Source organism: Desulfuromusa ferrireducens (assembly GCF_055389805.1).
In genome coordinates this window covers 851,076-871,117 of record NZ_AP042415.1, presented here as the reverse complement: position 1 = coordinate 871,117, position 20,042 = coordinate 851,076, and the positions used below count along the sequence as shown (strand labels likewise).

At 51.4% G+C, this 20,042-nt stretch carries 20 protein-coding genes, 1 tRNA gene and 2 pseudogenes; 7 read left to right on the top strand and 16 right to left on the bottom strand.

Going from position 1 to position 20,042, the window contains the following annotated elements; genetic code table 11:
- The first annotated feature begins 1 nt into the window (after nucleotide 1).
- The 3 genes from ACZ5PT_RS03900 to ACZ5PT_RS03890 all read left to right on the top strand — a co-directional run bounded on the left by ACZ5PT_RS03900 (nucleotide 2) and on the right by ACZ5PT_RS03890 (nucleotide 5,053).
- Nucleotides 2–2,026 carry an FAD-dependent oxidoreductase gene (locus tag ACZ5PT_RS03900; RefSeq protein WP_464265496.1) on the top strand — a complete coding sequence of 675 codons (2,025 nt, stop codon included), beginning with the start codon at nucleotides 2–4 and terminating at the stop codon, nucleotides 2,024–2,026.
- Nucleotides 2,027–2,103: 77 nt separating this feature from the next.
- Complete coding sequence (locus ACZ5PT_RS03895; protein ID WP_464265495.1) at nucleotides 2,104–4,653, top strand: molybdopterin-dependent oxidoreductase; 2,550 nt, start codon at nucleotides 2,104–2,106, stop codon at nucleotides 4,651–4,653.
- Between the two features lie 82 nt (nucleotides 4,654–4,735).
- Entirely contained in the window at nucleotides 4,736–5,053 is a 318-nt protein-coding gene (locus ACZ5PT_RS03890) for a cupin domain-containing protein (protein ID WP_464265494.1), read from the top strand.
- A gap of 137 nt (nucleotides 5,054–5,190) precedes the next feature.
- Here the strand turns inward: ACZ5PT_RS03890 and ACZ5PT_RS03885 are convergent.
- From ACZ5PT_RS03885 to ACZ5PT_RS03810, 16 genes and pseudogenes are all read right to left on the bottom strand, one after another.
- Nucleotides 5,191–6,078, bottom strand: a pseudogene (locus tag ACZ5PT_RS03885) (transposase); the annotation flags it as partial.
- Nucleotides 6,079–6,109: 31 nt separating this feature from the next.
- A complete protein-coding gene (locus ACZ5PT_RS03880; protein ID WP_464265493.1) occupies nucleotides 6,110–7,324 on the bottom strand; it encodes an IS256 family transposase in 1,215 nt (404 codons plus the stop codon).
- Nucleotides 7,325–7,391: 67 nt separating this feature from the next.
- Nucleotides 7,392–7,961: pseudogene (locus tag ACZ5PT_RS03875) on the bottom strand (transposase); the annotation flags it as partial.
- A gap of 144 nt (nucleotides 7,962–8,105) precedes the next feature.
- Nucleotides 8,106–9,077 (bottom strand): arsenosugar biosynthesis radical SAM (seleno)protein ArsS, encoded by a 972-nt coding sequence (arsS, locus tag ACZ5PT_RS03870; protein ID WP_464265492.1) that lies wholly within the window; start codon nucleotides 9,075–9,077, stop codon nucleotides 8,106–8,108.
- Nucleotides 9,078–9,410 carry an arsenosugar biosynthesis-associated peroxidase-like protein gene (locus ACZ5PT_RS03865; RefSeq protein ID WP_464265491.1) on the bottom strand — a complete coding sequence of 111 codons (333 nt, stop codon included), beginning with the start codon at nucleotides 9,408–9,410 and terminating at the stop codon, nucleotides 9,078–9,080. It abuts the gene before it with no gap.
- A gap of 59 nt (nucleotides 9,411–9,469) precedes the next feature.
- Nucleotides 9,470–10,468, bottom strand: a complete 999-nt coding sequence (mltG, locus tag ACZ5PT_RS03860) for an endolytic transglycosylase MltG (protein WP_464265490.1) — start codon at nucleotides 10,466–10,468, stop codon at nucleotides 9,470–9,472.
- A gap of 11 nt (nucleotides 10,469–10,479) precedes the next feature.
- Complete coding sequence (gene plsY / locus ACZ5PT_RS03855) at nucleotides 10,480–11,067, bottom strand: glycerol-3-phosphate 1-O-acyltransferase PlsY (RefSeq protein ID WP_464265489.1); 588 nt, start codon at nucleotides 11,065–11,067, stop codon at nucleotides 10,480–10,482.
- A gap of 344 nt (nucleotides 11,068–11,411) precedes the next feature.
- Entirely contained in the window at nucleotides 11,412–11,816 is a 405-nt protein-coding gene (locus ACZ5PT_RS03850; protein ID WP_464265488.1) for an exosortase system-associated protein, TIGR04073 family, read from the bottom strand.
- A gap of 188 nt (nucleotides 11,817–12,004) precedes the next feature.
- Nucleotides 12,005–12,081 (bottom strand) — tRNA-Pro (locus ACZ5PT_RS03845).
- Nucleotides 12,082–12,250: 169 nt separating this feature from the next.
- Entirely contained in the window at nucleotides 12,251–12,718 is a 468-nt protein-coding gene (locus ACZ5PT_RS03840; RefSeq protein ID WP_464265487.1) for a Crp/Fnr family transcriptional regulator, read from the bottom strand.
- A 5-nt stretch (nucleotides 12,719–12,723) separates the two neighbouring features.
- Nucleotides 12,724–13,332: an MlaC/ttg2D family ABC transporter substrate-binding protein gene (locus ACZ5PT_RS03835; RefSeq protein WP_464265486.1), complete on the bottom strand. Its 609-nt coding sequence runs from the start codon at nucleotides 13,330–13,332 to the stop codon at nucleotides 12,724–12,726.
- A gap of 17 nt (nucleotides 13,333–13,349) precedes the next feature.
- A complete protein-coding gene (locus ACZ5PT_RS03830; RefSeq protein WP_464265485.1) occupies nucleotides 13,350–14,099 on the bottom strand; it encodes an MlaA family lipoprotein in 750 nt (249 codons plus the stop codon).
- An 11-nt stretch (nucleotides 14,100–14,110) separates the two neighbouring features.
- Nucleotides 14,111–14,557, bottom strand: coding sequence for an outer membrane lipid asymmetry maintenance protein MlaD (mlaD, locus tag ACZ5PT_RS03825; RefSeq protein WP_464265484.1), 447 nt, complete (start codon nucleotides 14,555–14,557; stop codon nucleotides 14,111–14,113).
- On the bottom strand, nucleotides 14,544–15,344 hold the full coding sequence (locus tag ACZ5PT_RS03820) for an ABC transporter ATP-binding protein (protein WP_464265483.1): 801 nt from the start codon (nucleotides 15,342–15,344) through the stop codon (nucleotides 14,544–14,546). Before ACZ5PT_RS03820 ends, mlaD begins: the two co-directional genes overlap by 14 nt.
- A 12-nt stretch (nucleotides 15,345–15,356) precedes the next feature.
- A complete protein-coding gene (locus tag ACZ5PT_RS03815) occupies nucleotides 15,357–16,151 on the bottom strand; it encodes an MlaE family ABC transporter permease (protein ID WP_464265482.1) in 795 nt (264 codons plus the stop codon).
- A gap of 498 nt (nucleotides 16,152–16,649) precedes the next feature.
- Nucleotides 16,650–18,110, bottom strand: a complete 1,461-nt coding sequence (locus tag ACZ5PT_RS03810) for a SpoIIE family protein phosphatase (protein WP_464265481.1) — start codon at nucleotides 18,108–18,110, stop codon at nucleotides 16,650–16,652.
- Between the two features lie 147 nt (nucleotides 18,111–18,257).
- Here ACZ5PT_RS03810 and ACZ5PT_RS03805 point away from each other — a divergent pair, with 147 nt between their 5' ends.
- The 4 genes from ACZ5PT_RS03805 to ACZ5PT_RS03790 all read left to right on the top strand — a co-directional run bounded on the left by ACZ5PT_RS03805 (nucleotide 18,258) and on the right by ACZ5PT_RS03790 (nucleotide 20,006).
- Entirely contained in the window at nucleotides 18,258–18,608 is a 351-nt protein-coding gene (locus tag ACZ5PT_RS03805) for an MmcQ/YjbR family DNA-binding protein (protein WP_464265480.1), read from the top strand.
- Between the two features lie 235 nt (nucleotides 18,609–18,843).
- Nucleotides 18,844–19,167: a zinc ribbon domain-containing protein gene (locus ACZ5PT_RS03800; protein ID WP_464265479.1), complete on the top strand. Its 324-nt coding sequence runs from the start codon at nucleotides 18,844–18,846 to the stop codon at nucleotides 19,165–19,167.
- A 100-nt stretch (nucleotides 19,168–19,267) separates the two neighbouring features.
- Nucleotides 19,268–19,639: a SpoIIAA family protein gene (locus ACZ5PT_RS03795; protein ID WP_464265478.1), complete on the top strand. Its 372-nt coding sequence runs from the start codon at nucleotides 19,268–19,270 to the stop codon at nucleotides 19,637–19,639.
- Between the two features lie 16 nt (nucleotides 19,640–19,655).
- Nucleotides 19,656–20,006, top strand: a complete 351-nt coding sequence (locus tag ACZ5PT_RS03790) for a hypothetical protein (protein ID WP_464265477.1) — start codon at nucleotides 19,656–19,658, stop codon at nucleotides 20,004–20,006.
- The last annotated feature ends 36 nt before the right edge of the window (nucleotides 20,007–20,042 follow it).

Sequence of the window (20,042 nt, the reverse complement as noted above, 5' to 3'; positions counted from 1 at the left end):
TTTGTCACAGGTTGCTTTTTCCAGTTGGGGAAGACAGGTTATCGATAATCGGCAGGGTGGCGATGCTGAAGTTGACGTCGCCAAGAAGAAACTGCCGGTTGCTTTTGGTGGGGAAAAAGAGATCGCCGCTTTTATGGGTTGGGACGGGTTGATCCTGAACGATCCTAATGTTGACGTCGTGGCGATGGCTGCTGAGTACGCCAAGCGAGTGCAGGAAGATTTCTGCTGTGCCAAGTGTTCCCCAGGCAAAAAGGGTACACGGGTCATGCAGGACACTCTGGCGCGGATTATCGACGGGAATGGCGCGGAGCAAGATCTCGATACGCTGCTAAACATTGCCGATCTGCTGCAGAACTGCAAATGCACCCTCTGCCAAACTTCGGCTATCCCGGTTGCTGATACCGTCAAGCATTTCCGCGATGACTATCTCGCTTATATTGATGGGCAGAAAAAAGATAAGAAAGCGGTCGACTATAAGGTGAAAATGACCGCACCTTGTCAGGATAAGTGTCCAGCCCATATCGATATACCATCATATATTGAAGCGATCAAAGAGCGCCGTTTCGACGAGTCGCTTGAGATTATCCGCGAAAGCATGCCGCTGCCGGCGGTTTGCGGTCGGGTCTGTCCGCACCCCTGCGAGACTGCCTGTCGCCGCGCCAATGTCGACGAATCAGTCAATATCATGGTGCTCAAGCGGACCGCTTCTGATTATGAGTGGAAGCATAATCATCAGCATCCAGTGAATCAGAAGCCGATGAAAGACAAAAAGATAGCTATTGTCGGTGCCGGTCCTGCTGGTCTCGCAGCTGCTTATTATCTTGCCCTTGAAGGTTATCCCTGCACTATCTACGAATCACTGCCGGAAGGGTTCGGCGGCGGCATGATCGCTGTTGGTATCCCCGCCTACCGGATGCCGCGTCATGTCCTGCAGCGCGATATCGATATCATCGCTTCGATGGGTGTTGAGATCATCTACGACACCAAGATCGGAACCGATATCAGCCTGATGGAACTGAAAGAGAAGTTCGCTGCCGTGCTGATGGCGCCGGGTGCTCATAAGTCGAAACCGGCAGGCATCGAGGGTGAGGACGAAGGCTATAATGGCTTCCTCGCCGGAGGTATCGAGTTTCTGCGCGAAGCCTATATGGGCAAGCCGACCGGAATGGGTAAAAAGGTTTGTGTTATTGGTGGTGGTAATACCGCGATCGACTGTGTCCGCGTCGCACTGCGTGAAGGTGCTAAGGATTCGATCCTGCTCTATCGCCGGACGCGTAAAGAAATGCCAGCCGATTCCTGGGAAGTCGACGGCGCTGATGAAGAAGGCGTACAGTTTGAATTCCTGGTGCTGCCGAAAAGGATTATCGTTGATGATAAGCGTCAAGTCACCGGTGTCGAGTGTGTACGCATGGAACTGGGTGAGGCGGGCGAAGACGGTCGCCGTCGTCCTGCGCCGGTTGAAGGCAGCGAGTTTATCGTCGAGTGCGACACGCTGATTCCGGCCATCGGTCAGGATCCAGACCTGTCCTTCATTACCGAGGATACCGGGATCGCCATCACCCGCTGGAACACCGTGGTGACCAAGTATGTGCCGCTGAAGAGCCACGCCGGTCGTGATCTGAATGACGATATGGGGAACCCGCTGTCACGGATTCTGGTGACCGATATGGATGGTGTATTTGCCTCCGGTGATGCCGAGATCGGTCCGCTGACGGTGGTTGCCTGTGTTGGTAACGCCCACCGTGCCGCTAAGGTTATCCAGCGCTACCTGGAAGAGGGTCAGCCTTACCTTACCGATGAGGACTTCCATGAAGACCTCCTCAGTAACTTGGGAGTCTACGATAAAAACGAGGAAGTTCCTTGGCTTGATGCCGTCCAGCGCTTCAATCAGCATGAGATTCATGGTGCGGCGCGGGCAAGCGAGGGGAATTACAACGAGGTTGAGCTCGGTTTCAGCGATACAGAAGCGGTCAAGGAGGCAGAACGCTGCCTGCGTTGTTACCGTGTGTCGATGATCGCTGTTTAACCGCTAAACATATGAACATAAAGGCTGCGTGGTTGGTACGTTGAACTAACGCAGCCGGCATTCGAGGTGAATATAATATGGTCAGTCTGACAATTGACGGTAAGTCGGTAAGTGTGCCCAAGGAAAAAACTATCCTTGAGGCAGCGCGACAACTGGAAATCCATATCCCGACTCTCTGCTGGTTGCAGAAAGTTTCGCCGACTGGCGCCTGTCGAATCTGTGCCGTGGAGATTGAGGGCGTCGACCGGAACATGACGGCCTGCAATACCCAGGTTAAAGAAGGGATCAAAGTCACGACCCAGTCAGAGGCTTTGACGAAAACCCGCAAGCAGATCATGGAATTGATTCTGCTCAATCATCCACTCGATTGTCCCGTTTGCGATGCCGGTGGCGAGTGCGATCTGCAGAATACCTGCTACGAACTTGAGGTTAATCGCCAGTCCTTCGCGGCTGAGGATGTCAATCCTGAGACCATCGATGGCTGGCCGCTGATTCAGCAGGTCCCGTCGCGCTGCGTAATGTGCGAAAAATGTGTCAAGGTTTGTCACGAAGTTGTCGGTGCCAACTCGTTGTTGATTAACGACAAGGGTGATAAAGCGTTTATCGACAAGGATCTTGAAAAATGCATTTTCTGCGGCAATTGTGTTTCGGTCTGCCCGACAGGAACCATGATCTCCAAGCCGTTCAAGTTTAAGGCTCGCCCTTGGGCGCTGCGCAAGGTGCCATCTGTCTGTACCTATTGTTCCAGCCAGTGTCAGATCGATATCAATGTGCAGGGCAATGAAATTTTCCGTATCACCTCGGACGATGAGGGAACGACGAATAACGGGAATCTCTGTATCGGTGGCTTCTTCGGTACTGGTTATGTCAACAGTAAGGAACGCTTGACTGAACCTACGGTGGGTACCCTGCCGGTCTCTTGGGATCGGGCGATGGAAACCTTGGTTGGAGAAATTGAGCGGATCAAGGAAGCTGATGGCGCAGAGGCTATCGCCGGACTTTCTTCGCCACGTTTGACCAATGAAGAAAACTACCTGTTCCAGAAACTGTTCCGGGCCGTGATCGGGTGCAATAATATCGATTCCGAGGCCCGCTTTGGGGCGGTGAGATCGCTGCGTGCCCTCGAAAAGGGACTTGGACTGCACGGCGCCAGCACCCTGCTTTCCGCCGTAGGCAATGCCGATGCGGTTCTGGTGATCGGCGCTGATCCTTCCGCTGAAGCACCGGTCGTCGACTGGCAGATTCAGCAGGCCACCAGAAATAAGGAAGGTCAACTGGTCATTGCCAATATGCGGCAGATCCCGTTGACCAAATATGCCAACAGTCAACTGACCTATAAGCCAGGCAGTGAAATTGCCCTGGTAAACGGACTTGGTCGTTTGCTGGTCGATCGCGGTTTGATCGATGAAGATTATCTCAACAAAATGGTTGCCAATCTCGATGAGCTCAAAGAGCAGCTCGCTGCTGTCGATGTCGATAAAGCTGCGGCCGCATGTGGTTTGACTCGCGAAGCTCTCGAAGCTGCTGCCGATATCATCGGCAAAGCGGATAACGTTGTGATTGTCTTCGGTGGTGACATTACCAAGTCGGAGCTTGGCACGGCTAAGGCCGCTGCAATTGCCAATCTGGCGATCCTCAGTGGCGCCTTGCGCAATCAGGGGGGGCTTTTCCCTCTAGATGAAAAAGGCAACATGCAGGGCCTGCTCGATATGGGTGTTTATCCCGAATCTCTGCCGGGCTACCAGTCGTACGAAGAGAGTAAAGAGAAATTTTCGCGCGCGTGGGGCTCTACCCTGCCGAGCGGTGGTTTGGACGCTGAGGGGATTCTGCAAGGAATTGAGGACGGAAAAATCAAATTCCTCTACCTGGCGGCAACCAACCCGCAAAGCTTTCCGAACAGCAGCCGTTGGATGAAGGCACTGGAAAAGGTTGAGGTTCTGGTGGTGCAGGATATCCTGCCGACAGCTATCACCAAATTGGCAAACATTGTCTTGCCGGGGGTCTCTTTTGCCGAAAAATCAGGCAGTGTCACCTCACTTGATCAACGGGTTCGGGAGCTTGAACCTGCTATCCGACCGGTCGGTAATTCGCGTGAAGATTGGTCGATTTTCGCCGAACTTTATGGGCGCTTAAGTAAAACTCCGGTGACGTTCAGTCGCGCCAGCACCCTTACCGAACTGAGTACTTTAACGTCCCTGTATGGCGATGTTTGTTTTACTGGTGATGAGCGGCATCGTCCCTGTTTGAAGCAGCCTTTCAACCCTGCTGACAAGAGTCTTAATTATCAGCTGGTTTCTGTCAGTGATGGTTCCGACGGCATGCAGTTGTTGAGCGGTAAATCGGTGAGTCACTTCGGGACGACCTCGACTTGGGCCGCTGCGCCGATGGAGGTTGAGCCTGAGGGCCTGATTCAGATTAATGCGGTGGACGCAGTAGCGGCCGGAGTCAAGGATGGCGATGCTCTTAAGCTGAGCAGTGCTTCTGGATCGACCATCGGTAAGATCAAGGTGACCGACGCAGTTCCGCAGGGATTGTTATTTGCTCCGTACAACTTTACCGAGCTAGGGATTCAGCAATTGCTGCCAGATGGAAGTAATCTGACGGCGGTTACGGTTGCCAAGGCCTAAACTTGCTATTATAGTGTGATTGTAACGCCTCGGTTTCCGGGGCGTTGCTGTTTTTAGCCCCCGAGCAGGTAAGGAGTAGTCGATGGCCAGTGAGTTTTGGAATTATCAGGAGAAGATTGCCTATAGTCAAGATAAGGCAAATAAGGTCGAGCTCTGTACGACCGATCTCAGTCGTGCAACACTCTGGTGTCTGCTCCCCGAACAGCATATTCACCCGCATGTGCATGCCGGTGACCATCTCTGGATGGTTCTCGAAGGGTCTGGTCAGTTTCTGCAGGAAGGGCTTGCGCCGGTTGCTATTACACCGGGGATGATTTTGCTGGCTCCGGCCGGAGATTCACACGGGGTTAAAAATACTGGCAGTGACGGCTTGGTTTTTCTGAGTGTCTCCGCTGGCTGAGTGGGGTTCTCGCGAGCAATAAAATAAAAATGGTCAACCAGAGTTTCTGGTTGACCCAGATCACTGACAAACCCCACATTTTCGAATGCGGGGTTTTGTTTTGCTGTTTTTGCGGAAAAACTTGAAGATTCAGAACTTCATGCCCAAGCGTATTGTTGTCCCGGCCCCATAAGCTTAATACTGCGGGCCAATAGCATCAAAAATGCTCGTACAGAGCCTTTTTTGCTCTTCCCTCCTGAATTGCCCAGCATCAACGCCATCTTTTTTATATTCTGACAGGCGGCTGACAATAAACACTGCTCTTGCGCACGCAGCAATCCACGCATCCGGATATAGCGGTGCCCATGGAGCTGTTTTGCATCGGCAAAGCTGCGTTCGATGGTTTCTTTGCGTCGCTTGTAGAGGGATTTGCCGGTCTTGGTCAAACGGTGGGAATCGACTTTCTCTCGATACTCTTCCCAGACATGACGAGTGACGGTTTTCACGTATTGAGCGTAACTGGTACATTGTCCCAACAAAGGGCAATGTTGACAGAGCTTTGGGTTGGAGCGGTATGCGCGATAGCCTTCCCGGTTGGTGGTGCGGTAGGTCAAGAGTTGGCCGTTTGGACAGCGGTAGCCATCCTCTTGAGGATCATAAACATATTCGCGCTTGTAGAGTCGGCCTTTGATATGGGTTGGGCGACGGTAGCCGATAACGCCGTAGAGGTTGCGATCCTCCAAACCCTTGCAGATCGGCGCTGACATGTAGCCGGCATCAAGACCGACTGCTTCGGTTGGAAAATTGAAACGTTGCCGCTGTCGGTCGAGACGCTCCAGATAAGGAATGCTGTCGTGGATGTTGGCGGCGGTCACATGGGTGTCGGTAATCAGATTATGCTTGCCGCAGGTGGTCCGGTGATCAAGATAGAAAAAGCCTTTCGGCTTGCCTTCGCGCACCATGTAGCCACTATCGGGATCAACGGGACTCGCTTTGACCTCTCGGGTTTCTGTCTCCTGCTCTTTGGCTTTTAGAGGTTTCGGGCCTGTAACGCAGATTGTGTAAATGGCCAGTCGGTCAGAGTAGCGGCATTCGCCCTTCAAATATAATCGAAAATTGATTCAGTGCCGATCGCCAGTTGTGGATCGGCATTGTCCATTTCTTTGAAATATTCTGTAACGCTAAGTAGAGCAGCTTGATCATTGATTCGTCATTGGGAAACGATCCCCGGTTCTTCGTGACCTTCCGCAGTGACATGTTCACCGATTCGATGGCATTGGTCGTGTAAATCGCTCTGCGTATGTCGGACGGATATGAGAACAGTGGCGTAATCCGCTCCCAGTTGCGTCGCCAGGATTTAGCAATTGTCGGGTGACTGGCGTTCCATCTATCTTCGAACAGCTCTAAGTTAAACTCGGCCTCTTCGACAGTCGCTGATGAGTAAATTGCCTTCAGATCCTTGGCGACCTCTTTCCGCTGTTTCCAGGAAACGTAGTTTAAGCTGTGCCGCACCATGTGAACAATACAGAGTTGAACCTGTGTATCAGGGAAGACTGTCTCAATCGCTTCAGGAAAGCCTTTCAGGCCATCGACGCAGGCGACGAAGATATCCTTTACGCCCCGGTTCTTCAACTCTGTGACAACTTGCAACCAGAACTTGGCACCCTCAGTTTCGGCGGTCCACATGCCAAGGACTTCCTTGAGGCCATCAAGGTTGACACCAACGGCAAGATAAACAGCCTTATTAATGACTCGATTTTCTTGCCGTACTTTGATCCGAATGGCGTCGAGATAAACAATCGGCCAGATATCATCCAGCGGCCGGTTCTGCCAAAGAACGATTTCCTCTTGGGCCGCTTTCGTCACTTGGGAAACAAGCGTCGGTGAAATCTCTACACCGTACATCTCTTCCAAATGCGCCTGAATATCGCGGGTCGTCATGCCACGGGCATACAGGGCGATGATCTTGTCATCAAAACCGCTGAAGCGGCTTTGCCCTTTAGGCAGTATTATCGGTTCAAAACTGGAATCACGGTCACGGGGAACGGTAATGTCAAGATTGCCGAACTCGCCTTTGACCTTCTTCTGGTAGCTACCGTTGCGGGCGTTACCAGCCTTGTTGTTTGACGGAGCATTCTTTTCGTAGCCGAGATGTTCGGTCAGCTCGGTTTTCATTGCACGTTCCAGAAGCTGTTTGGTCAGTTGTTTCAGTAGCCCAGTTTCCCCGATAAGATCTTCAGGATTCTTGTAATCCTTCATCAGGGAGTCGAGCAAGTCGTCGGGTATGGTCATCAGTTCCTCCAGTGGTTACGGGTTGTAACCGACTGGGAGCATTTACACAAAAGATTTTACACCCTCGAGGTTTCTTGCCATGTGCTTTGCGATCGGCAGTGATTGATTCTTCCAGGTCCGCCAGGTAGCTGCGAGTTGCCTTCTCTACCTGTTTCTTTTTGAACTTATTCTTGTTCGCGCTGGCCTTGAGGTGGGTGGAGTCGGTATAGAGCACCCGACCATTGATCAATCTCTTACGCATCGCCTGCAGGACGATCTCGTCAAAGATCTCCTGGTAGATGGTGCTTTGGGTAAAACGTCTGCGCCGGTTCTGGCTGAAGGTCGAGGCTTCGGGGATCTTGTCCGTCAGACCGAAACCGATAAACCAACGATAGGCGACATTGACCTGAATCTCTCGCACCAGTTGACGTTCGGAGCGGATGCCGAACAGGTAACCGAGAAAGAGCATCTTGAAGAGCACCACCGGATCGATTGCCGGACGACCATTGTCAGCGCAGTACAGGTCTTTGACCTTGTCGCGGATAAAGTCGAAATCAATCACGCGGTCAATTTTGCGCAGCAGATGATCCTTGGGCACCAGTTCTTCGATGCAGACGAATTTCATGCCGATTTGCTTGTTGTCGTGTTCTCTTAACATGCGGATATTTTACAGGATTTCACCCTGCAAAACCAAAAAATCCCCGCCCGAAGGCGAGGACTTTGTCAGCAGTCTGGGTCAACCAGAGTTTCTGGTTGACCATTTTTGTGTCCGGCAACCTAACTAGGTTGCAATCTCACCACCTCAGGTAAAGCCGGAACCGGCGGTGCAGGCATAACAATGCTCACCGACAGCAATGGCTGTCCCCTTTGCTGGATAGTCATGCAGTTCGCTGATATGGGTGGCAGTGCCGCCAAGTGGAATGCCGGCCGCCAGATTGAAATCACAATCAAACAGGTAGCCATCCCAGTTTACCGAAAGCAAAGAACGGCACATCAGTCCCTCTGTGGTACAGGGATTAAAGCCGCTGGCTAATTTCTCCATGTAGGCTTGCAGATTTTCCGAATGCTGCAACCAGTGCAGAAAACGACCCAGGGGCATGTTGGCAAAAATGAACAACTGGTTAAATTCCAAGCCCCACTTGCGAGCGAGATCGCGCTTGAACTTTTTTTCCGCCTGCTCCTGCCCGGTCGGCAAGAAAGCTCCCGAGGGATTGGCGACCAGATCGAGCTGCAGGCCGCTTCCGGGCATGCCGTAACCCGCTTGGTTTAATCTTTTCAGCATTTGTAGAGAGATATCCATCACCCCTTCACCACGCTGTGCTTCAAGCTGTCCGGCGTTGGTCGCCGGGAAGGATGCCACCAAAACTACTTCATGTTCTTTGAACAGTTCGATAAGTCGAACATTGCTTTCCGTATTTAAGGCAGTCAAGTTGGTTCGAAGCATCAGACGTCCGGTCAATGGTGCCAGTTGTTCGACAAGATAAGGAAGGGCAGGAACGAGCTCAGGGGCACCGCCGGTAATGTCGATAGTTGAATAGGTGCACTGGCGGGCATGGGCAATCACTTGCTCCATGGTTTCCCGCTGCATGATCTCGGTCCGCTTTGGCCCTGCCTCAAGATGGCAATGGCGACAGCAGAGGTCGCAGAGCAGACCGGTGTTGATCTGCAGGGTAGTCGTTTGCTCGCGTCGTAACTCAAGGTGGTGTTTCTTGAGTTGCTCGTTAAAATGGTCTATCCCTGGAATCTCCGGGAATTTAACCGGTTGGACAGTCATCTATAGAGACACCTTTTCTGCCAGCTTACGCATCTGGATGCCATGCACCAGCGAAGCACCGCCACGGATAGCATTGGCGACGTGAACCGCCTCTGTCATCTCTCCTAGATTTGAGCCCTTTTCCAGGCAACCAGTGGTGTAGGCTTCGATGCAATACGGGCATTGGACAGCATGGGCGACCCCCAGCGCGATCAATGCCTTTTCTCGCTCAGTCAGTTCACCTTCGGCAAAGACGCTACTGTAGTAGTCGAAAAACTTATTGGCCAGTTCGGGAGCATCCTTGCCTATTTCGGCAAATCTTTTCAGATCCTCGCGTTCATAATAGTCGCTCATCCTAATCCTCCTAAAGAAATTCAGGATTTCAGAATAACAAATATGAGCAAAGATGGTAACTAGCGGCGCCGTTTTAACTGATATTGTCGAACCGCCTGATTGTGTTCTTTGAGAGTTTCGGAAAACTGGTGGCTGCCATCGCCGCGCGAAACAAAATAGAGGAAATTCGAGTCAGCCGGAGTGACGGCTGCCCGGAGTGCAGAAAGGCCTGGGCTGGCAATCGGTCCCGGTGGTAGGCCGCGTATCATGTAGGTGTTGTATGCGGTTGGTGTTTTCAGGTGCTTGCGGGTTAGATTGCCGTCGAAATTCTTGATTCCGTAGATCACGGTCGGATCGGTTTGCAATTGAATCCCACGCCGCAAGCGATTGTGGAAAACGGCAGAGATCAGTGGCATCTCTTCGACCTTGCCGGTCTCTTTTTCGATGATTGAGGCCAAGGTCACCATTTGATGTAGTGTCATCTTGCGTTGTTTGGCTTTTTTCAGCAAGGTTACGTCCAATTGGGCACGGAACTGATCGACCATCATTTTGAGGATTTCTGCTTCACTGATGCCAGGGGTGAACAGGTAGGTTTCTGGAAACAGGTAACCCTCAAGGCTGGTTGCGGTCAGTTGCAGTGTTGCAATGAAATCGGGGTCGGTGGCCAAGCGGCGTAATTTTTTCTGGTCGGCGTAGCCGTTGGCGGCAATCCGGGCGAAGATCTGTTCTTGCGTATAGCCTTCTGGGATGGTCAGGCTGACCTTTTCGACATCGCCGCTGACCAAGCGTTGCAGGACTTGTTCAGGAGTCGCCAGCTTGCTGAACAGGTAGGTCCCGCTTTGAATTTGTCCCGCTTGATCATTGAGCCGGGCAAACAATTTCAGCGCGACAGCGTTGCGTAATACGCCAACCGCTTGAAGATCATCGGCAACTTGGGAAAGGCTGGCCCCCGGTTTGACCTGATAATGAATCTGTTGCTGCGGCGCTAGTGGCGCTAGCAGCTGTTGGTCGATAAAAATGCAGAAGATCGCCAACAGGAGCAAAAATAGCAGAAGCAGGCCGAGCAGTTGCTTTCGCATCAAGTCTCTCTTTAAAAGTTAAACTTGTTTTCGGTGCCAGCGAGCAATCGATCGATATTCTCTTTGTGGCGCCAGACAATCAGTCCAGAAATACTAAATACAATCGGAAAGACCATCATTGATCGATCAAAGAACAGAACCAGATAAGGAATAACGATTGCTGTAACGATCGAGGCGAGAGAGATATAGCGCCACCGCGTCAGGACCATAGCAAAGACAGCTAATGCACAGAGCACAGCCAAGGGAGAGATAACCAGGAACGCACCTAGGGCCGTGGCGACGCCTTTGCCCCCCTTAAAACCGAGATAAACTGGATAGCAATGGCCGATAAGGGCTGCCAATCCCACCAGTGCCAGCTCCGCACCTTGAATGTGCAGCAGCAGGCTGGCAATCAACAGCGGGATGACCGCTTTCATGCAGTCGCCAACCAGGGTAATAATGCCCATTTTACGACCCGCTGTACGGTAAACGTTGGTGGCGCCAATATTGCCACTACCGACTTTACGGATATCTTCCCCACCGGTGAATTTGGTTATAACAACCCCGGTTGGAATGGCGCCGATAAGGTAGGCGGCGATTAGCAGCAGAAAAAGAGTCATATTCATTCCCTTCAAACAGAAAAAGCGACCACAAAAGGCCGCTTTTTTTAAACTCGGGGGATGGATCGGGGCGAGAGGATTTGAACCTCCGACCCCCTACTCCCGAAGCAGATTGCTGCGCTGCCGCTCCGCAAATTCGTGCGTACCCAGCAGACAGAGGACCTTCCCGAGAGACCATTCCCGATGACCAGCGGCAGAGAGCTTTTTACCATTCTTCAGGGGCCGATAGCAAGAAGGTCCATAGCGAACATGTTTTTTAGGCTATAGAGCCCATTATCCCGAAGCAGATTGCTGCGCTCTTCGCAAATTCGTGCACACCTGGCAGATACGTCCCCGAAGTGTCGTTACTGATAAACCGACCCTGAGGGAGTCCAGACGAATTCCGGATTTATGATCGATGAGAAGTCGCCGTCGAAGGAATTTGGGAAGAGGAATGTAGCCGTTTCCCATACTCCGGTCACTCCACGAAAAAACGTCATCCCGATCCCTTTGAGAGGCCCTAATAAATACCCCATAGGACCACGGTCGCGGATAGTTACTATGGTCTGCTTTACGATTTCGGCCGGGCTAGTTACAGCATTACTGATGCCCCGCACTAATTTATAAGATGATTCCTCTAGGTAGCCTTCTGGGGCAAACACCTCTTTTGCGTATGATGGTCCATCAGCGCTGCTAGCAAAAGCTACTGAAGACAGCACTGAAAACACCAGTAAACCCAAGATGCTTTTAAGGATTAATCGATAGACCATGGCTTCCCCTCCTGTTTGAATAGTGTGTATAACGAAATGTAAACAACTAGCTCTAAAGCGACCTAGATGAGATTACCTTATCATTGTATAGCAAATCGAATCGACAAGGCAAAAATATCCCAGCGTATATTGGGAGGTTGAAACAGAAAAAGCGACCTCAAAAGGCCGCTTTTTTTAAACTCGGGGGATGGTCGGGGCGAGAGGATTTGAACCTCCGACCCCCTACTCCCGAAGCAGGTGCGCTACCAGACTGCGCTACGCCCCGACATCATCTTTTCCCGAAGTACGGCGACTATTTTTAGCACTCTCAATTGCTAAAATCAAGTGATTTTGATGAGCTATGCACGTTGTGATGGGGGTTGCCGGAGCGGGAATGCAAAAGATAATCGATCGATCATTGCATGAAATAAACGAGAGTGAAAACCTACCGTCGGTTAGAAGATTGCCGCCAGTCGCTCGAAGGATTTCCGCAGCCGCATCGCGAGGGTTAAATTTGCTCGTTTCAGTACCTGCATGGCGATTGGTGGGTTTTCCTCTTGCAGGTCTTCAAAACGGGCTTGCGTGAGGCTGAGCAGTCTGGCGTTGTCCAGACAGACTGCGGTTAGCGGGCGGGGGAGGTTGTCGAGCAGGCTACTTTCACCGATCATCGAACCCTTGCCGTAGACTCCAACAACGATCTGCTTGTCGGCGAATTCGGTCGCCTTCTTTTCCTCGAAGCGTCCAGAGAGAATAAAGGCGGCGAAGGCACTTTCATCTCCCTCCATCCAGAGCGGTTCTCCGCGGGGAACTTCGCTGACTTCTAGGTAGGCCAGCAGGGTTTTGGCCTCGTTGTCAGGCAGCAAGCGGAGCGCGACCAGTTCTGCCAGGAGCTTGGCATCGACTTCGGCATCATTCGTCTGCATGTTGCTCATTGCTCCTGGTTTTCCTGCTGTAACTGAGCCAGCTTCTCTTCCATTTTTGCCAGCAGTCCGGTAATGCCACTCTTTTTTATAATCTGTCCGTAGCTGCTGCGGTAGTTGTTGACGAAGCTGACCGATTCGATGACCACATCGTATACCTTCCATTCTTCACCGTTTTGAATCAGGCGGTATGAAACGGGGATCTCTTTGTTTTTTGTCAGAATCAAGGTGTCGATGGCGGCACTATTGTTCTTGATCCTCTGCTTGACGAACTCGACCTTTTCATCGGTGTAATTTTCTATGTTATTGAGATAGTTTTTCTCCAGTAATTGCGCCAGGAGCTGGGTAAACCGTTCACGTTCCTGCACTGAGGTCTTTTTCCACTTGCGGGCCAGAATGCGCTGCGCCATGGAATGAAAGTCGAAGGCGTTGCGGATGGTTGAGGACAGTTGTTGCCTTTTTAGCGCTTGATCGAGATCCGGGGTTGTCAAGATTTCCATGACCCGGTTGACGGTTAATTTTACTTTCTCCATCGGTTCTGTGGTGGCAAAAGCAGAGGTTGTCAACAGAAGGGTAACGACTGCAATAAGGAAACAATAACGAGTGGTTTTAAACATAAGTGGACCTCGATTCTTTACTTTTCAATTTTTGCCGCGCGGTTTTGCTCGTAGGCGCTGCGCAGGAACAGGTAGGGGTCGATTTCATGCTTTTTAATGCCCTCGAAGGTGTCTTTATCGAGAGACAGCTCATTTACGCCTTCAACGGTCCTGGCAATCAGGACTTCTTCGTTGCTGAGGTAATAGGGCAGGGGATTCAGAAACACATCGCCGATGCGTCCGACGCCGTCGCGCAGATTGCAGGGACCGATAATCGGCAGCATCAGATAGGGACCCGAGCCGACGCCGTAATGGCCGAAGGTTTGTCCCAGATCCTCATCTTTTTTCGGTAGCCCATTGTCGGAGGCGGGGTCAAAAAGTCCGGCCAGACCGATGGTGCTGTTGACGACGAAGCGGCCTAGTTCGTTGCCGGCAGCCTTGATTTTGAACTGCAGCAGGGAGTTGACCAGGCGCACCGGGGTGGACAGGTTAGAAAAAAAGTTGCTGAGCGATATCCTGGCAGGCTCGGGAACGACGCGAAAACCTTTGGCGACCGGTTTGAAAAGATAGAAATAGAGCTTGTCGTTGAACCAGAAAACGCCGCGGTTGACGGTTTCGATCGGATCGTAAATTTGCAGCTGCTGCGTCTCGTCGGCGAACGGGTCGTCAAGCAGTTGCTCGTCAGCGATTGCCGTTTCTGAGTCAAGTGCTGGCTGCGCAGCCAGCAGAGAATTCGCCGCTAAAGTGAGCAACAGCAGCAAAAAAATCGGCAACAACAGTTTTTTCATCGCAAGGTTCCCTATTCTTTTTCAAAAATATATTTACTGATCAGCTCTTCAAGGTTAATGGCCGCCTCGGTTTCGATGATTTCACCACCCGGTTCGATTAAATCGTCACTGCCTCCCGGCGAAATTTTTACATAGCGATCACCGATGATGCCCGCTGTGCGGATTGCGGCAATGCTGTCGGTTTGCAGTTCGACGGCGCGATCTATTTCCATGCTGACTTCGGCTTCAAAGTCCTCTTTATCGAGTCTGATGTCGGTGACCTTGCCGACCTGGACTCCGGCGATTTCTACCGACGCGCCGGACTTAAGGCCGCTGACCGAGATGAAGCGGGCGACGACGGTCCGTGATTCACTGCCAAAAAGATCGACATCGCCGAGCATAATGGAAAGCCAAGCAAAGCAGATAAATCCGACCACCATAAAAACACCGACCGACGTTTCGAAATTAAACCGTTTCACGATACACGGCCTCCTCTGTTTCACTTGAATAGATGGGTCCCATGGTGACTTCGACAAACTGTCGTATCAAGGGGTTGTCCGAGCGTTGAAAATCTTCCGGGGGCATGCAGTCCTGTATTTCACCGCCTGCCATCAGGGCGACATAGTCGGCCAGTTTGAAAATTTTTGGCACATCATGACTGACGATGACCGCTGTGTACTTGAGGCGCTGCTGGGTGGCATGAAAGAGCCGATAGATTTCGTTGCTCTTGTGGACATCCAGGCCGGTCGTCGGCTCATCAAAAAAAACAATTTTCGGGTTGAGGGCCAGAGCTCGGCCCAGGCCGACCCGTTTTTGCATGCCGCCGCTGATCTGGGCCGGAAATTTGTCGGCCGCTCCTGCCAGGTCCATCATGGCTAACTTATCTTCAACGACGGCGCGGATTTCCGCTTCGGACAATTTGGTTCTTTCCCGCAGAGGCAGGGCCACATTGTCAAAAACCGTCATCGAATCAAATAGTGCGACATTCTGAAACAGTACGCCGTAATCGGTGCGCACTTGGTAGAGTTCCTGTTTTTTCATTCTGGCGAGATCGCGACCAAAAACCTGGACTTCGCCTTTGTCCGGCTTCATCAATCCGAGCATGTGCTTGAGGATGACGCTCTTGCCTTGACCGCTGCCGCCGACAATAACCGTCGTTTTTCCTTTGGCCACCTGCAGATTGACCCGATTGAGGACTTTCTGCTGACCGAAGGTTTTTTCGACGTTGACCAGTTCTATGGCCAGTGGGTGCTTTTCGTTGTTCAACAGGGCCTCCAGTTAAATCATCAGCGCGGTGATCAGGTAATCCCAGATCAGAATCGAAACGGAAGAGATAACCACCGCATCGGTGGTGGTTCGACTGACCCCTTCAGCACCGAATCCGCCGCCCCGTTCGAGGTGTAAGAAATATCCCTTGGCGGAGGTGATCCAGACGATCAACAGGCCGAAAACCAAAGATTTAACGATGCCCATTTCAATATCCAGCCACTGCACGCTCGAATACATCCCCTGAAAGTAGGTCCCCTCGTTGACGCCGAACATCGCCACGCCAACGATAAAACCGCCAATAATGCCAATAATGTCAAAGAGGAAGGTCAGCAGCGGCAAAGAGATGATGCTGGCGACAAACTTGGGGGCGAGCAGATATCTGATCGGATCGATGGCCATGCACTCCAGGGCGTCGATCTGCTCCGAATTGCGCATGATGCCGATTCCGGCACAAATTGCCGAACCGGCGCGACCGATGACCATCAATGCCGTGAGCACGGGGCCCAGTTCGCGAATCAGACTCAACGCAACAGCTGAGCCGAGCAGCCCTTCGGAACCGAATTTGGCCAGGGTGTAATAGCCCTGCAGGCCCAGGACCATGCCGGTAAACAGGCCGGTGAAGAGAATGACGAACCCCGAGCGGGAGCCGATAAAGTACAGTTGGCGGATGATCGGGTGGAGCTTATAGGGTGGAGTGATCACGCTGATCAGGCATACCACCAGAAAAACCCCGGCCCGGCCGACAGTCTCAAAGAAAAAAAGACTCTGGTCACCTATTTTTCTAAACGGTTCACCGATCGACATTGGTTAAAAACGCTCCCCGTGCGGAGATAGGATTAAAAGCAACAGTCAAATATCTCCGAAGTTATAAAAATGGGCCGAATCTGTTTGAGACATCGTAGCGACAGCTAGATAAACAAATATGGTTTTTGGCTAAGGGACATTATTAAATGAAATCTTATTTGAGGCATTTAATAATACAACGGTGTTTGCTGTCAAGTTAATAAGAAAAGCAGCTCTATTTCCCGATCTTATCTAGCTAAGCTGCTGAAAGCATAGATAAAATACTTAGTCCATGTGTCTGTGTGCCACGAGGGTTGGAGCGCTGGCGCGGTCTTGTTACGGCGCTAAAAGTGAGTAAGTCAATGGAATGACAAGGGACTTTAAGTTGCACCGTTGTTTCGCCGTTTGTCGGGGGATGGGCAAGCCGCACGGAGTTTTTTTAAGGGTTGGAGATATTCTTGATGAGCTGTGCGCTATTCAGACTGCAGAACGATTTGCTGGCCCGTTTTGCTACGAGGGTTAATCTGTGACCTTAATCACCATCAGCGTCATATCATCCTCTGCCGGTTGATCCTGACAGAAGTCGCGGATTTTCCGCATGATCAGCTGGTAGATTGAGCGGGCACTTTTCTCCCGATGCGAAGCGATAATCTGTCGCAGTCGCTCGCTACGGAACATCTCCCCTTGTGGATTGCGTGCTTCCCACAGCCCATCGGTGCCGATCAACAGAATATCCCCGCATTCCAGGAGCAGTGGTTCAGGATTTGGGTACCTTGCCCGTGGGTCGATGCCCAACGGAATGTCACTTGGGGGCAGCTCGATGATACGGCCCTGCTGCGGACGATAGCAGAAGACCGGCCCGTGGCCAGCGCTGTTCCAGTAGAGCAGTCGCTGGCGGGGAGCAAGTCGGCCTAAAAACAGCGTCAGAAAGCTGCTGTCGGTGGCGCTGCTGATAAGTTGTCGGTTGAGGGTTCGCAGCAGGCGATCTTGTTCCATCAAGCTATGCTCAGCTTCGTTCTGCAGGATCCCCTTGGTCAGGGCCATCAGCAGGGCGGCGCCGATATCGTGGCCGGAGACGTCGCCGATGGCAAAAGCCAGCCCGTCGCCGATTTCAGCAGGAGGGATAAAGAAGTCGTAATAATCGCCGCCGGTTTCCTGACAGTAGCAGGTTTGCACATAGATGTCGTAGCCGGGCAATTGTGGAATTTCGGCGGGCAGCAGCCGCTGTTGAAATTCTTTGGCCAAGGCCAGGTTTTGGCGTAGTTGTGCGTTTTGCAGCCGTTCACTTACATCGCGAACAATCATGACTTGCAGGTGGCAGCCCTTGAGGGTGAAGCGGCCCAGGGAGATTTCGGCAGCAAAGCAATGACCATCCTTACGACAATGACGAGCCATGCTCTGTTGTGCGCTTTGCCACTCCGGTTCGGTGGCGCTGATCAAGGCGAAAACCTTGCTCTGTAGCAGTTCTTTTTCCGTGTAACCGTAGAGACGCAGTGCGGCGTTGTTGGCTTCGCGAATTGTTCCACTTTGCTGCTCAAAGAGAATAATGGCATCCTGCTCGGCGCGGAACAGCTGTCGGTACTTTTCTTCGGTTTCGCGTAACGCCTCTTCGGCTTCCATCCGCCGGGTGATATCACGAACGATTAGCGAGGCACCGAGGATCTGCCCGAAGTTATCGATGACCGGTGAAACGGAAAGCGAGACGAAGAGGCTCCGGCCGCTTTTCTGCAGGTGGATCGTCTGCAGACGGTGGACCGGGTTGTTGCTCCGCAGGCTTTGCAGCATATCCAGAATTTCTGTACGCCGTTCCGGTAGCGACAAAAGGGCGATTGATTGTCTTTCCACCTCTTTTAGGCCGTATCCGTAGATCTGCTGGGCGCCACGGTTCCAGCTATAAATCTGGCCTTGCAGGTTCAGGCCGATGATGGCGTCATCCGAGGATTCGACTATTGCGACCAGAAAAGCGCGGAGTTCGTCCATGCTCTCTCCTTCTAAATGGCTTTGTTTAGTTTAGCTGCTTTGTTGCATTTGCCAATCTGTTATGGGCGGCCCATCACCAATTGTCTAAATTTTTCTGCTACGGTGCTAAACTGAAAGACCTGTGGCCAATAGTCAAAGGGGGCGTTGATGGATTTTGCAGTTTTACGTGGTTATTTGTTGGCCAAGCCCGAGGTGGAGGAGGATTTTCCCTTCGACCGCACGACTTTGCTCCTGAAAGTCGGCGGCAAAATGTTTGCCCTGCTGGGGATCAATGAGCAGCCGTTGCGGGTGGACTTGAAATGTGATCCGCTCAAAGCGGAACTTCTGCGGCAGCAATATCCGGCGGTACTCCCTGGCTACCATATGAATAAACGTCACTGGAATACGGTCGTATTGGATGGTTCGATTGACGAAGCTGAAATTCGGCAGATGATCGATGAATCCTACGATTTAGTCGTCAAAGGGTTGCCGAAGGCGCGTCGACCAGCCTTGGGTTGAGAAGTTCAAACTCAATCAAGAAAAAGAGGAAAATATTCCATCAATAACGAATGTTGTGGCCGAATAAGACTCTTTGTCATTGCTCTGCCAAGAGAAAACAATCAATCTATTTGGGGGTAATGGTGATAATCTTTTGTATAGAGGACAACTGCACATCGACTAAAATATGGGGCCTTAGAGAGTCAAATGGATAAGGGGAAGTGGCTTCTGCTTCCCGGTAACAAGAGAGATGACAATGGGAAAATGCTCCTTCTGCGCAGAAGAGATTCAAAAAGACGCCATTAAGTGTAAGCATTGTGGTGAGTTCCTGGATGCACCGGGCTCTCCCCATGCAGAAAAAAGGACTCCTTGGTATTTCGGAAAATCCTTTATTGTTTTTGCCTTTCTTTGTGTTGGACCACTCGCGCTACCGCTGATTTGGTGGCGTCCGCAAATATCGATGGCATGGAAAATCAGTCTGACAATAGTGACCTTGGCTCTAAGTTGGGTCCTGTTTAAAGCCACCATGGAATCGATTCACATTCTCGAAGAGTACTACCGACTGCTTGAAGATCTGTGAGGATTTAGGTTTGTGCCCCCGCTTGTCTTTCGGGTGCGTTGAGATACCATTCAAAGATGAGTGATTGCAGGTCTAACCTCAGGTAAATGGGGAGGACGTGATGTTGAAATACAAGCTGCTGCTAGACGAAAGTATTCTCATTGTCAACCCAGAAGTCCCATTGGAAACCAATGATTTTGCCGAACTAAATCGCGCCATTAATCCCTATCTCGAAGAAGTCGAAAAGCTGCAAGGTTTGATGATCTACACGGAATTATTTTCTGGTTGGGACAACTTTGCAGCATTTCTTTCACATGTAAAATTCACAACAGAACATCATCAGAAGATACAAAAAGTTGCGGATGTCACCGATAGCGGGTTCCTGTCAACTATGCCGCGTGTCGCTAGCCATTTTGTTCAGGCGGAGATCCGACATTTTGCTTTGGATGAGAAAGACGCCGCTTTGTATTGGCTTAAATCAGAACGTGCCTGAGGGGCGGAGGCGGGGATTGGTTGAGAGATTCGAGCAACATACAGAGTTCCCTGAGACCCAAAGCCACGTTTTTAACGAGGTCCAGTTGATTCTGGCTGAGAAACGTACTGCTTTGTCGGCATTGCGCACCGGCATCGCAGTCTTTGTCCTGCCGCTTTCTGTTTTGAGCGTGCTGGTTGCCACCTCAAAATTCTACGAGATCACACAGGTCATGCATTTACTCGCCCCCTTGTTGGTCATGTGCACGATTCTGATTCTGCTTGGATTCTACCTCATAGTTCACTCGATTCTCCGTATCCAGCGTCATGACCGTTTGATCCGGAAGATCAAACAGAAGCATAGTTCAATCGCAGAATTTATGGATTAGATGCGCCATGGGCGATTCGAGCATCGGCCCCCCTAT

Excerpts from the sequence above, each read along its gene's own strand:
- ACZ5PT_RS03895 (WP_464265495.1), top strand. The coding sequence starts at position 2,104 with ATGGTCAGTCTGACAATTGACGGTAAGTCGGTAAGTGTGCCCAAGGAA.
- ACZ5PT_RS03840 (WP_464265487.1), bottom strand. The coding sequence starts at position 12,718 with ATGCAGACGAATGATGCCGAAGTCGATGCCAAGCTCCTGGCAGAACTG.
- ACZ5PT_RS03850 (WP_464265488.1), bottom strand. The coding sequence starts at position 11,816 with ATGGTCTATCGATTAATCCTTAAAAGCATCTTGGGTTTACTGGTGTTT.
- ACZ5PT_RS03835 (WP_464265486.1), bottom strand. The coding sequence starts at position 13,332 with ATGTTTAAAACCACTCGTTATTGTTTCCTTATTGCAGTCGTTACCCTT.
- ACZ5PT_RS03805 (WP_464265480.1), top strand. The coding sequence starts at position 18,258 with ATGGATTTTGCAGTTTTACGTGGTTATTTGTTGGCCAAGCCCGAGGTG.
- ACZ5PT_RS03810 (WP_464265481.1), bottom strand. The coding sequence starts at position 18,110 with ATGGACGAACTCCGCGCTTTTCTGGTCGCAATAGTCGAATCCTCGGAT.
- plsY (WP_464265489.1), bottom strand. The coding sequence starts at position 11,067 with ATGACTCTTTTTCTGCTGCTAATCGCCGCCTACCTTATCGGCGCCATT.
- ACZ5PT_RS03815 (WP_464265482.1), bottom strand. The coding sequence starts at position 16,151 with ATGTCGATCGGTGAACCGTTTAGAAAAATAGGTGACCAGAGTCTTTTT.
- ACZ5PT_RS03830 (WP_464265485.1), bottom strand. The coding sequence starts at position 14,099 with ATGAAAAAACTGTTGTTGCCGATTTTTTTGCTGCTGTTGCTCACTTTA.
- ACZ5PT_RS03890 (WP_464265494.1), top strand. The coding sequence starts at position 4,736 with ATGGCCAGTGAGTTTTGGAATTATCAGGAGAAGATTGCCTATAGTCAA.
- mltG (WP_464265490.1), bottom strand. The coding sequence starts at position 10,468 with ATGCGAAAGCAACTGCTCGGCCTGCTTCTGCTATTTTTGCTCCTGTTG.
- ACZ5PT_RS03800 (WP_464265479.1), top strand. The coding sequence starts at position 18,844 with ATGGGAAAATGCTCCTTCTGCGCAGAAGAGATTCAAAAAGACGCCATT.
- arsS (WP_464265492.1), bottom strand. The coding sequence starts at position 9,077 with ATGACTGTCCAACCGGTTAAATTCCCGGAGATTCCAGGGATAGACCAT.
- ACZ5PT_RS03865 (WP_464265491.1), bottom strand. The coding sequence starts at position 9,410 with ATGAGCGACTATTATGAACGCGAGGATCTGAAAAGATTTGCCGAAATA.
- ACZ5PT_RS03880 (WP_464265493.1), bottom strand. The coding sequence starts at position 7,324 with ATGACCATACCCGACGACTTGCTCGACTCCCTGATGAAGGATTACAAG.
- ACZ5PT_RS03795 (WP_464265478.1), top strand. The coding sequence starts at position 19,268 with ATGTTGAAATACAAGCTGCTGCTAGACGAAAGTATTCTCATTGTCAAC.